Origin of the sequence: Exiguobacterium sp. s36 (assembly GCF_018618345.1) — a bacterium.
Classification (GTDB): domain Bacteria; phylum Bacillota; class Bacilli; order Exiguobacteriales; family Exiguobacteriaceae; genus Exiguobacterium; species Exiguobacterium chiriqhucha.
The window spans coordinates 1-12,408 of the sequence record NZ_JACSLW010000014.1; the positions used below are offsets into that span (position 1 = coordinate 1).

A 12,408-nucleotide genomic window follows, 5' to 3' on the forward strand; every position below is an offset into this window, starting at 1 on the left:
GAAAGTAGTTGGGGGTCTCCCCCTGTGAGGATAGGACGTTGCCAGGCCAACGCGAAAGACGATCGAGCATCCGCTCGGTCGTCTTTTTTATAGAATTTATTTATAATTTTGCTTCCTTTGCGGTATATATAATCTATTCCCGAACATTAAGAACGGAAAGTAAATGGAACGAACACAATTCTGAACTTTCTGAACATCGTGAATTGAATTGCACTTTCGAGCTATACCTGTTACCATTACAGAAATATTTCGAAACAAAGATTCGGGTCCGATAGAGAAAGGGGCAATCGATTTTTATGTGGGAAAACAAGTTTGCAAAAGAAGGATTAACGTTTGATGACGTCTTACTCGTACCGCGCTTTTCAAATGTCTTGCCAAGAGACGTGAATTTAAGCACTAAACTTTGCGAAGGTCTTGAGTTAAATGTTCCAGTCATCAGTGCTGGTATGGATACTGTCACGGAAGCACCGATGGCCATTGCGATGGCGCGTCAAGGCGGCTTAGGAGTCATTCATAAAAACATGTCGATGGAGATGCAGGCTGAACACGTCGATCGCGTTAAACGCTCAGAGAACGGCGTCATCACGAATCCGTTCTATTTGACGCCGGAGCGTCAAGTGTACGATGCAGAGTACTTGATGAGTAAATACCGTATCTCGGGAGTCCCGATCGTCAATTCAGAAACCGAGCGTAAATTAATCGGAATTTTGACAAACCGTGACCTTCGCTTCATTAAAGATTATTCGACGGTGATTGCAGATGTCATGACGACGGAAAACCTTGTTACGGCAAAAGTAGGGACGTCACTTGAAGAAGCTGAACGCATCCTTCATCAACATCGAATTGAGAAATTGCCGCTCGTCGACGATTCAGGCGTGTTGAAAGGTCTCATTACGACAAAAGATATTGAGAAAGTCGAACAGTTCCCACATGCTGCAAAAGACAAACAAGGTCGTTTGCTCGTCGCAGCTGCCGTTGGTGTCACAAAAGATGCCGCATCACGTGCTCAAATTCTTGTTGATGCAGGTGTCGATGCATTAGTCGTTGATACGGCTCACGGACACTCAGCCGGTGTCATCGAGAAAGTGAAAGAACTTCGTGACATGTTCCCGACGCTTCCAATTATCGCTGGAAACGTGGCAACAGCTGAAGCGACACGAGCTTTGATTGAAGCCGGAGCATCGGTCATTAAAGTCGGGATTGGTCCAGGATCAATCTGTACGACACGTGTTGTCGCCGGTGTTGGTGTCCCACAAATCACAGCAGTATATGATTGTGTCACGGAAGCTAGAGAACACGGTGTCACAGTTATCGCTGATGGTGGAATCAAGTACTCTGGTGATATTGTGAAAGCTATCGCAGCTGGAGCTCATGCCGTCATGCTTGGTAGCCTTCTCGCAGGTGTGAAAGAGAGCCCAGGAGAGATGGAAATCTATCAAGGTCGTCAGTTCAAGACGTACCGTGGAATGGGTTCTGAGGCTTCGATGAAACGAGGCAGCCAAGATCGCTATTTCCAAGAGGCCGATAAAAAGTTCGTACCAGAAGGCATTGAAGGACGCGTCGCTTATCGTGGCGAACTAGCCGATACTGTCTATCAACTCATCGGAGGCCTTCGTTCAGGAATGGGTTATTGTGGGGCTGCCGATATCCGTGCGCTACGTGAGGATACTCAGTTTATCCGCATGACTGGGGCTGGGTTGCAAGAAAGTCACCCTCACGATGTCCACATCACTAAAGAAGCTCCAAACTATTCACGCTAAACAACAAGCCGTTGTCTCTAAATTAGAGGCAACGGCTTTTCGTTATCATTTTTTTGACTTGGCCACGAGAATGACAGTACCACCATCGTCCTGTGCAGGTAAGCTGACGGTCACTTTCCCATCTCGTTTGACGACGTAATGACGTCCGCTATAGCGGTCGACGAGCGTCGTTTTATGCTTGAGTTTTGTCTGGAATGTGATCGTTCGTTTGGCTTCTGTCGTGTTCAAGGCCACGAGAACAGAGTCTTTGCCGTGCTTCCGTTCAAAGACAGAGTATCCAGTAGCAGAACCACCAGCAACGACGGCACGCGTTCCTTTACTAAATACTTTTGAATAGTCGGCACGAATATTGAGTAGCTTTTGGTAATGCGTATGCATCGCCTTACCTTCTCCTTTGACTCGTTTCCAGTCGAAGTCATAACGGTTTTCATTGAACTCGCCCTTATCCATATCCAACGCATGTTTTCCGGACTGTCCAACCTCTTCACCATAGTAGATGACAGGCTGTCCTTTCGCCGTCATTTGAAGCGAGGCGGCGACCATATGCTTCCCTTCATCGCCTCCTGCACGTGATACGAGGAAACCGTCCTCGTCATGACTGCTGAGGAATTGACCGAGTGTCGCTTCATTCGAGAGTTGCGTGTTGCGATATTGAAGCGCACTCTCGACGTCATCAATATTTCCGTTGATGAACCGTTCGGCTTGATACTTGAAATCAAAGTCGAGAAGCGAGTCCATCTGGCCACTCTGTAAGTAACCGCCCGTGTTGTTCACACTTGCACCGTAATGTTCGCCAATCATTTTGAAGTCCGGTTTGAGGGCCGTCAATTCGTTTTTGAACGACTTCCATGTTGTAGAGTCGACGTGTTTGACCGTGTCGACGCGGAAGTAATCGATGGTGTTTCCTTTTTTCGTTTTCGAGCGTTTAATCCAATCCGTCTGCCATTTGACGAGTTGTTCACGGACGGCAGCCTCTTCGGTCTTAAAGTCCGGTAATCCGGAAAGAGACATCTTCAAGTCATCGCCATCGACCGGATTCGAACGAATCATGCCGTCGAACGCTTTGCGCTCTTGATCGGTTGGGAAGTTTGTGGCGCCCGTGTCTACAGCTCCTGGTTCCATCCCGTAGCCAGGGTGGTTCAAGACGACGTCGACCATAATCTTCATACCGCGAGCATTCGCTTCGTCAATCAGACGATGGAATGCTTTCATATCGCCGAGATGCTCATCGAGTTTTTCGAAGTTTTTCGCCCAGTATCCATGATAGCCATACTGTGATCCATCTTTACCATAGCGAAGATCCCAATCGATATTATCGACAATCGGTGTAATCCAAATCGTGTTGATGCCTAGTTTATCCAAGTAGTCGAGTTTCTTCGTCACACCGGCAAAGTCGCCGCCGTGATACGACTCAAGATGATCTTGGTCATAGTATTCACCGTTCGGGTTATTGTTCGTTTTATCCCCATCGTAGAATCGGTCGGTCAGCATGAAGTAAATCCGTGCCTCATCCCAATCGAACTCTTGCTTGTCCTTCATCGAGACCGGTCGGACCGTTAACGATGTTTTCGTTTTATGGACGTTACCGTATTGGTCAATCGCCGTAATCGTTAAGAATTTATTGCCCGGTTTGACGGTATCTTTGACTGCAATCGTCTGTTTGTTGAGGGCCGGGTCGACTTCTAGTTTAGCCGGTCCACCCAGAGGACGTGCATCGATGAACAGTTGACGCAGCTTGACGCCTTTCGGCAACGTCGGCTTCACCTGGACGACCGCGTTTTCTCGAGAACTGAGGGCTTTCGGTGCCACGCTTGCCGCCAGTTTAACGTTTGGACGACGATACTCGACGCTCGAAGCCTCGAAGTAAGGATCCTTCACTTCGGTCGTGACGCCATCTTTTGTGACAAGGAACGTATAATCATGTTTCCCTTCCGGTAATTTGACCGTATGGCGGAACCATTCATTTTTGGCTTCGTACGTCATCGGGTACGTCGTGCCATTGACTTTCAATGCGACACTGTCGATTTCATCGAGTTGTCCCGCTTCATACAACGCTTTGTCACGGTAGAAGAACGTGACGGCACCATCTTCAAACAAGGGTCCTTGAATCGTCGGTACTTGATGGAACGTCCCTTTGCCGCTCTCGACGACGACTTTCGTCACCCGGTCGCTTCCCAATTTGACATAGCGGTCTTCCCCGTAGCCATCTTTCACGGCCCAATCCGTGCCCTTGCGGATGACAAAGCCTACATTGGTCGCATCTTTTCCGACTGGGATTCGGAAGATGGCGCCATCTTCGGTGATTTTATACGGGTCAACTTGACCGTCTTTGGCACCCGTACTCCACGTCCATAAATTCCAGTCCGTGTAATCGTTGTCGGCCCGGACGTACAACATTTCGATGTAGCGTTGTGTTTTCCACGGATCGGCGATTTCAGTGATGGTTTTAAATGACGTCGTCAATGCCGGCAATGTCGTGTTCGACAGGTTGCCTTTCACGGCGTCCGCGGGAAGGGTCGCGGTATACGTTTGATTCAAACTGAGTGCTTCGGTCGGTGTGACAGTCACTGTCGATCCACTCGCTTCAGCCGTGAACGGTACAACTGTCTCGCCATTCATCAAGCTGATGTTCGAAGCATCTAACGACACAGGTTCATTGAACGTCCATGTGATTGGGGATTTGATGTCCACTTGTTCCGATTGATTGGCCGGCGTGACCGCTGTCACTTCGAGTTGACTGACCGTCTCGACACCGCTCAACGTGAAGGCTGGGCTATATACCGATTGTGTCGACGGAGTCGCCGAAACATTCCAACTATCGGCGACTTTATTGGCCGCATTGCTTGGAATCGTGTCGAACGCACCGTGCTCGGTAGCGTTATTCCCGCTGAGTACCGTGAGGACCCGAACGATATCATCATTGCTTAGACCAAGCAGGGACAATGGAATTTTGCCTTCAAAGCCTTTCGTGCGATCAATGGCAAACGAGGCGCCGTTTAAGTTGCTCAAGTTTGCGAGCGGCGTGGATTTTCCTGCTTCATACAGAGCGGCTTCTTTTACTGACGTGTCGCCATCGACGCGAAGTAAAATATGATACTGTGGCTTTTTATCAGTTTGGCTGAAGTTGAACGGATGGCCGAGCGGGTTTGTCGCTACGCCTGGATCTTGTTCATTGATTTGGAGGGCGATATTTATGTACTGACCATTGTCGCCCCAGTTCGGGACGTTGTTCGCATCCACATAAAAGTAAAGGTTACGCGCATCGTTCTGCAGATAGACGTCTCCTAAATCGAATCCTTGCCAACCCGCCTGTGGGGATGTGGCGAGCGCTGGCGTGTTCGCCCAATCCGTTTTTAAGCCATCAATCGAGATTGTCGCAGGCTCGGCCAATGCGTTCATCGGAACGCCGGCTTGGATGAGGAGAACAGATGATAAAAGTAACGTGGTCGTCTGTCGTGCCGTTTTCTTCTTCATAAAGCACCTCTTTCATGGAATGTGTCGTCTACAGGGCAACGAATTGTCAAAATTGTGCAAACGGTTTCAGGAATAGTTTAGCTGAATATGTAAGCGCTCACAATATATTTTTTAAAAAATAATAAAAACGCCTATCGGTTAGAGAGGCGTTTGGTTCACGAAGCGTCCTTTGACAATCAAACGTTCGGTCGCATCGAACGTGCATGTGACGAGTGTAATCGTCGGTTCTGTTGTCGGGTCAAGCACGTCGACCCGTGTCGGGGGAACGGTCTCAAGCGAAATGACCTCGTATTCGAACGTATGTGTCATGTCGGTCAAGTAGATGGACATGCCGACGTCGATGATGTGAAGCGGACCGAACAAGGCGGTCGGGCTTTGCGTGTAGTGGGCCGCGAGTGCATAGTTTCCAGTTCCCATTCGTTGGTCCGGGTCCATCGTTCCAGCCCCGACAGCCAAGTTCTCATTGTCGAGCCCGTATAAGATTGGGAGCTCGAGTTCGATTTCTGGAATCGAAATGAGGCCGACGGTCGGTAAATCATGAAATCGATTGCGCACGGTGAGAAGTTGTTCCCATGATAACGGCTCGACGTTTGAAAACTCAAATTCACCGGTTTCTGGTTGTCTCGGTTGAATTTCGGCGGTCACTTGTTGACTGTTCCATACCGTGAGTTGGTCTTTCCACCACGATTCGGATAACAGGAGTGTACCAATTAACAAAAGGAGCCCACCGACGACGTAGCGTGAACGTTTCATCCATCTCTTCCTTTCTCAATGTTCCAACACGACATGAGCGCACTAACGGCAGCTGGTAACGTTTCTTCGGATAAGGCGGCAAATCCAAATAAAAACTGAGGAATCGTGTCGCTTGGTTCGATACGATAGTCTGTCATCGCATTGATTCGGATATTCGAAGTCTCGGCCAATCGTTTCAATTCTTCACTTGTCGCGCTGGTATGAACAGACAGGACGACGTGAAGGCCGGCGCTCGCCCCCGTGACGGAGACGACCGGTTCATAAGGTTTAAAGGCGGCGATAATGATTTCAAGTTTCCGGCGGTACGTCTTCCGCATCCGGTTCAAGTGTTTCTCAAAATCACCGGTCGCCATAAATTCGGCCAACGTATGTTGTTCGAAACGGGGGACACTGCACGTAAAGTGACGGTAGCGCTCCCGGTATCGATTCAGCAGCGGAGGCGGGAGTACCATATAACCGATTCGCAATGAAGGCATCAATGATTTAGAGAATGTGCTCAAATAGACGACCCGCTCGTTTTGATCCATGCTTTGCAAAGAGGGAATCGGTTTGCCGCTATAACGGAATTCACTATCGTAATCATCTTCAATCACATACGTCTGTCGCTCCGATGCCCAGTTGAGCAAGCGTTGACGTCGACTGACAGATAGAATGGTCCCGGTCGGAAATTGATGGGCCGGTGTGACATAGAGGGCATCAATGGATGCTTGCTCCACCAGGTCGACACGGACGCCGCTCTCATCGACAGGAATCGGGATGAACGTCCGCCGTTGATGGGCGAACAGTTGGCGGGTGAGCGGATACCCCGGATCCTCAATGCCGAACGTCGTAGTATCCGGCAACAGTTCTAACAATTGGGGCAACAGCTGCTCGGTTCCCGATCCGACAACGATTTGTTCGGGAGAACAATGCACACCGCGCGAATGGTAGAGATAGGTCGCAATCTCTTGACGAAGGACGAAATCGCCTTGTACAGAGCCAAGTGACAGCAAATCGTGATGTTCTTCCGAGACGACTTGTTTTAAGTGCCGGCGCCAACGTTCGAATGGGAAAGCGGTCGTGTCGATTTGACTCGGATACAAGTCGAACTCATATGTTTTTTTCACCGGGAGCGGTTCGATGACGCTACTGCCGCGCCGGACGTACAGTTCTTCTTGCGGTAACACGTAGAAGCCTTTGCGTGGCAACGACTCGATGTATCCTTCCGCGAGCAGCTGAGCGTAGGCCAGTTCAACGGTCGTTTGCGAGACGTCTAAAAACTCCCCTAGCTTTCGTTTGGACGGAAGTTTCGTCCCGGTGGTGAGGGTGTCATCAACGATGGCTTGTCGAATGTGCAAATAGAGTTGTTCATATAATGGGACGCTCGAGTCAGCCTCGAGCGAGAACGTGAGCATATCCATGATGTGTCCTTTCTGTGGTCAGCCAAAGAAAAAATAGAGCACGAATCCGATGACGAGGAGGAGCGAGACCATTCCCGTTTTTCCGAAAAAGCTGCGCTCCTGCGCGTCGTCACGACTGTTCCATTGATCCATTCCATCATCTCCTTTAATCTTTAAAACATTCGAGAATCGAGAAATGAAGTCCTTTGTTCGAACTGACCACTTTAAAAAATATAAAACTGGCACTTTCAATATAGTCAAATCAATTTATACTTGCAAGTAGACTAGCTTATTGGAGGGGATCCATTTGGAAAAGAGACAAGTAGGGACAGATAAAGTAAAACGTGGTATGGCCGAGATGCAAAAAGGTGGCGTCATTATGGACGTCATCAACGCGGAGCAAGCCAAAATTGCTGAAGCGGCAGGTGCAGTTGCCGTCATGGCACTCGAGCGCGTACCTTCGGATATTCGCAAAATGGGCGGCGTCGCTCGTATGGCCGACCCGACAATCATCGAAGACGTCATGGGTGCAGTATCGGTACCGGTCATGGCGAAGTGCCGGATCGGTCACATCGCTGAAGCACGTGTCCTTGAATCAATGGGGGTTGATTTCATTGACGAGAGTGAAGTATTGACACCTGCTGACGAAGAATTCCATCTCTACAAACGTGACTACAAAGCACCGTTCGTCTGTGGCGCGCGCGACCTTGGTGAAGCATCACGCCGCATCGGGGAAGGTGCAGCGATGATCCGGACGAAAGGTGAGCCGGGAACCGGCAACATCGTCGAAGCGGTTCGTCACATGCGTACCGTTCAAGCCCAAGTGAAACGCTTGCTCTCGATGAGCATCGATGAAGTGATGACGGAAGCGCGTGACCTGGGTGCCCCGTTTGAAGTACTCATGCAAATCCGTGAAGCAGGTCGCCTCCCGGTCGTCAACTTCGCAGCAGGCGGAATTGCGACACCAGCTGATGCGGCACTCATGATGCACCTCGGAGCGGACGGCGTCTTTGTCGGATCAGGAATCTTTAAAGCGGAGAACCCTGAGAAATTTGCCCGTGCCATCGTTGAAGCGACGACATACCATGATGACTATGAGCGCATCGCACACTTGTCGAAAGGACTCGGCGAAGCGATGAAAGGGCTCGACGTCCGCACGCTCAAACAAGAAGAACTCATGGCACCGCGAGGTTGGTAAGATGACCACGATTGGTGTACTCGGAATGCAAGGTGCGATTCGCGAACACGTCCATATGCTCGAAGCACTTGGTGCGAATACGCTCGTCGTCCGCTCGGTCGATGACTTAAATCGAATCGATGGACTCGTCTTGCCGGGTGGGGAGAGCACAGCGATGCGTCGCTTACTCGATCGGTACGAGTTGCTCGAGCCGTTACGTGAGAATGCGGAGTTGCCGATGTTTGGAACGTGCGCTGGTTTGATTTTGCTCGCGACCGAAGTTGAAGGATATGATGCGCACTTGCGTAAAATCCCGATGACGGTCAAACGAAATGCGTTCGGACGACAAGTTGATAGCTTTGAAGTCGATTTGACTGTCAATGGAATCGATGAAGCTGTCGAAGCAGTGTTCATTCGAGCGCCGCAAGTCGCATCGGTCGAAGCGAGCGTCGAGGTGCTCGCCGAGGTCGAAGAAGCGATTGTCGCGGTTCGGTATGACAAGTATATGGCCTGCTCGTTCCACCCGGAATTGACGGACGACTTGTCGATGCACCGCTATTTCTTGGACATGGTTGAAGCGACGAAGCGACAACTCGCCTGATTGAAAGGCTCTCTAGCAAATAGGGAGCCTTTTTCATGTGTTTTTTTGCTACACTGGAACGAGATACGTATAGAAAGGGGCAAGACCGTGAGACAAAGATGGATCGGATGGATGCTCGTTTGGGCAATCCTTTTAAATATGATCGTGCCGACGGATGCATCGGCGGCACCTAAAGTTGATGCGACCGGCGCGATGCTCGTGGACATGACGACGGGACAAATCCTGTTCTCACAAGAAGAGGACGCGATGCTCCCTCCGGCATCAATCACTAAGCTGATGACCGCTTTTCTCGTCCGAGAAGCCATCGAAGCGGGTGACCTCAGTTGGAGCCAAGAAGTGACCCCGAGCGACAAGGCGTTGGCGCTGACCCGAAAACCAGGATTGGCTCGGATTCCGCTCGTCAATAAACCGTACACGGTGAAAGAGCTATACGACGTGGCGTTGATTCGTTCCGCGAACGAGGCAGCGGTCACATTGGCCGAGGCCGTCTCTGGTTCGGAAGGGGTATTCGTAAAGAAAATGAACGAACGGGCGACCGAACTTGGCATGACCCAAACGACGTTCGCCAATGCATCGGGACTTGACTCTGTGTCAGCGGGACGTCCAGGGGAGAATTTGACATCGGCCAATGATTTGATGATGCTAGCTTTGGCGTATTTGACGAAGTTCCCGGAAGTGCTCGATGTGACGAAACAAGCGTATGTTGATATCGACGGAGTCCGATTTGAAGCGACGAACCGGATGCTCGCTGGTCGTGATTTAGCCTATCCGGGTATGCTTGGCTTTAAAACGGGCACGACTGACGATGCCGGTTACTGCTTCATCGGCGTGTCGACGCGAGATGGACGTACCGTGCTATCGGTCGTTCTCGGAGCGAAGACCGATCAAGGGCGCTATACTGCTACAAAGGCGCTTCACGACTACGCCTATGGCGATTTTGTCTTGACCCCGATTTTACGGACTGGTGAAATCGTCCCGGCGACGCTCCATGTCGCTGAAGGTACAGTCGAGTCAGCAAAAGTGCGCACGACGTCAGCCTTTGAAGTACTCGTCGAAAAAGGACAGGATGTACCTGAACCGACTTACGATCTTCCGGATACGAAAGCCCCAATTGCGGCCGATCAACAGGTAGGGACCGTCACCATCGAGCCTTCCGGAAGCGTCCGGTATCTAGATGGTGAACTTCCACCTAAAGGAACGCTCGTCGCGGCCGAACCGGTCGAGATGGCATCGTTTTTGACACGTATGACGCGTGCCTTCTCCGACTTTTTAGATGAGATTCGACTCGTGCTCGGAAAACTGAGTCTTGTCGATAGAGTTGAGATGTTGTAAAGTAAAACTAATTCAATGACAGATGCAATGATGGGGAAAAGTACGTTACGGTCATCTACTGACAGAGAGCTAGTGGTTGGTGCAAACTAGTGGGATGATGTAACCGAATCGGCCTCGGAGCATTGGCTTGGAAACAAGTCACGTTACGCACACGTTACGTGCATCGAGTGGCCCGATTTCGGGCAACGAGGGTGGCAACGCGGATCCAAGGTGGTTCGTCCCTTTCCTACGGGAAAGGGGCGTGCCACCTTTTTATGTGAAAAAAGGAGGAATAACGAATGTTAGACATTAAACGATTACGTTCAGATTTTGAAGAGATTAAAACGAAGCTAGCTCATCGCGGCGAGGATTTGAGTGCGCTTGACCGTTTCCCGGAGTTGGAAGAGAAACGCCGCAACTTGATCAATGAGGTTGAAGTGAAGAAAGCGAAACGAAATGAAGCGACGAAGCAAATTGCGGAATTAAAACGCAACAAACAAGATGCGGATGCACCGATTCTCGAGACACGTCGCCTCGGGGACGAAATCAAATTGCTCGATGAAGAGTTGCGTGAAGTCGAGGCCGAATTGAACTTGATTCTCCTCAGCATCCCGAACATCCCGCACGAATCAACGCCGATTGGAGAAACGGAAGATGATAACGTCACGATTCGCGAAGTCGGAACAAAACCGACGTTCGAATTCGAACTCAAACAGCATTGGGACGTCATGGAAGATTTGAAAATCGTCGATGTGGAACGAGCGGGTAAAGTGACAGGTAGCCGGTTTGTCTTTTATAAAGGTCTCGGCGCCCGTCTCGAACGTGCCCTCATCAACTTCATGATGGATATGCATGCCGATGAACATGGCTATTCTGAGGTGCTCCCTCCTTATATGGTCAACCGCGACGCGATGACCGGGACGGGACAACTTCCTAAATTTGAGGAAGACGCATTCAAAGTGGCGGATACGAACTATTTCCTCGTACCGACGGCAGAAGTTCCGGTAACGAACATGCACCGTGACGAGATTATCACGGAAGACCAACTTCCAATCACGTATACGGCGTATAGCGCTTGTTTCCGTTCAGAAGCGGGATCAGCCGGACGCGACACGCGTGGGCTCATTCGTCAGCATCAGTTCAACAAAGTCGAGCTCGTCCGGTTCGTGAAACCTGAAGAGTCTTATGAACAACTCGAACTCTTGACGGGCCACGCTGAAGAAGTGCTTAAGCGTCTCGGTCTTCCATATCAAGTGCTCAGCATGTGTACGGCCGATCTCGGCTTCACGGCTGCGAAGAAATATGACATCGAAGTGTGGATGCCGGCGCAAGGGATGTATCGTGAAATCTCATCTTGTTCGAACTTTGAAGACTTCCAAGCACGCCGGGCCGGAATCCGTTTCCGTCGCGAAGCGAACGCAAAACCGGAATTCGTCCACACGCTTAACGGTTCTGGCCTCGCAGTCGGACGGACCGTCGCTGCGATTTTAGAGAACTTCCAACAGGCAGACGGTTCAGTCGTCATTCCGGAAGTATTACGTCCATATATGGGCGGTATCGAGAAAATTGAAATGCCTCAGTAATGAACAAACCAGCCCGTCTGAAACGTATCGTTCAGGCGGGATTTTTTTTGGTTTTTTTAATGTTTTTTCACAAAAGGGTTTGACATCTGTCTGCCAAGTTGGTACTATAAATCATGTCGAGCGAGATGTTTGCTCACCAATTGTATATGAGCTTTGGAGGTGTACCCAAGTGGTTTAAGGGAACGGTCTTGAAAACCGTCAGGGGTGTAATAGCCTGCGTGGGTTCGAATCCCACCACCTCCTCCATTTTTATTTTTGGAGGCTCAACAATTTCATACTTTTTTGGAGGTGTACCCAAGTGGTTTAAGGGAACGGTCTTGAAAACCGTCAGGGGTGTAATAGCCTGCGTGGGTTCGAATCCCACCACCTC

General features: G+C 50.2%; 8 protein-coding genes, 2 tRNA genes and 1 other annotated feature. Of the genes, 7 read left to right on the forward strand and 3 right to left on the reverse strand.

Going from position 1 to position 12,408, the window contains the following annotated elements; all coding sequences use genetic code 11:
* Nucleotides 1-296 precede the first annotated feature (296 nt).
* Complete coding sequence (gene guaB / locus KNP95_RS15585) at nucleotides 297-1,760, forward strand: IMP dehydrogenase (protein WP_021066750.1); 1,464 nt, start codon at nucleotides 297-299, stop codon at nucleotides 1,758-1,760.
* Nucleotides 1,761-1,805: 45 nt separating this feature from the next.
* On the opposite strand, the gene KNP95_RS15590 is transcribed toward guaB, so the two are convergent.
* The 3 genes from KNP95_RS15590 to pdxR all read right to left on the reverse strand — a co-directional run bounded on the left by KNP95_RS15590 (nucleotide 1,806) and on the right by pdxR (nucleotide 7,387).
* Nucleotides 1,806-5,234: an alpha-amylase family glycosyl hydrolase gene (locus KNP95_RS15590; protein ID WP_214838286.1), complete on the reverse strand. Its 3,429-nt coding sequence runs from the start codon at nucleotides 5,232-5,234 to the stop codon at nucleotides 1,806-1,808.
* Nucleotides 5,235-5,372: 138 nt separating this feature from the next.
* Entirely contained in the window at nucleotides 5,373-5,987 is a 615-nt protein-coding gene (locus KNP95_RS15595) for a class A sortase (RefSeq protein ID WP_214838289.1), read from the reverse strand.
* Nucleotides 5,984-7,387, reverse strand: coding sequence for a MocR-like pyridoxine biosynthesis transcription factor PdxR (gene pdxR / locus KNP95_RS15600; protein WP_214838292.1), 1,404 nt, complete (start codon nucleotides 7,385-7,387; stop codon nucleotides 5,984-5,986). Before pdxR ends, KNP95_RS15595 begins: the two co-directional genes overlap by 4 nt.
* 286 nt (nucleotides 7,388-7,673) lie before the next feature.
* Between pdxR and pdxS the strand changes: the two genes are divergently transcribed.
* The 6 genes from pdxS to KNP95_RS15630 all read left to right on the forward strand — a co-directional run bounded on the left by pdxS (nucleotide 7,674) and on the right by KNP95_RS15630 (nucleotide 12,408).
* Nucleotides 7,674-8,564, forward strand: coding sequence for a pyridoxal 5'-phosphate synthase lyase subunit PdxS (gene pdxS, locus KNP95_RS15605; protein ID WP_021066746.1), 891 nt, complete (start codon nucleotides 7,674-7,676; stop codon nucleotides 8,562-8,564).
* 1 nt (nucleotide 8,565) lies between these two features.
* The gene (pdxT, locus tag KNP95_RS15610) at nucleotides 8,566-9,144 is read left to right on the forward strand and encodes a pyridoxal 5'-phosphate synthase glutaminase subunit PdxT (RefSeq protein WP_021066745.1); all 579 of its coding nucleotides are present in this window, start codon (nucleotides 8,566-8,568) and stop codon (nucleotides 9,142-9,144) included.
* 87 nt (nucleotides 9,145-9,231) lie between these two features.
* Nucleotides 9,232-10,476, forward strand: coding sequence for a D-alanyl-D-alanine carboxypeptidase family protein (locus KNP95_RS15615; RefSeq protein WP_052013678.1), 1,245 nt, complete (start codon nucleotides 9,232-9,234; stop codon nucleotides 10,474-10,476).
* Nucleotides 10,477-10,494: 18 nt separating this feature from the next.
* Nucleotides 10,495-10,702 (forward strand) — a binding site (T-box leader).
* A 52-nt stretch (nucleotides 10,703-10,754) separates the two neighbouring features.
* Nucleotides 10,755-12,038, forward strand: a complete 1,284-nt coding sequence (gene serS / locus KNP95_RS15620; RefSeq protein ID WP_029596449.1) for a serine--tRNA ligase — start codon at nucleotides 10,755-10,757, stop codon at nucleotides 12,036-12,038.
* 155 nt (nucleotides 12,039-12,193) lie between these two features.
* Nucleotides 12,194-12,284: transfer RNA gene (locus KNP95_RS15625), tRNA-Ser, on the forward strand.
* A gap of 38 nt (nucleotides 12,285-12,322) precedes the next feature.
* Nucleotides 12,323-12,408: transfer RNA gene (locus KNP95_RS15630), tRNA-Ser, on the forward strand.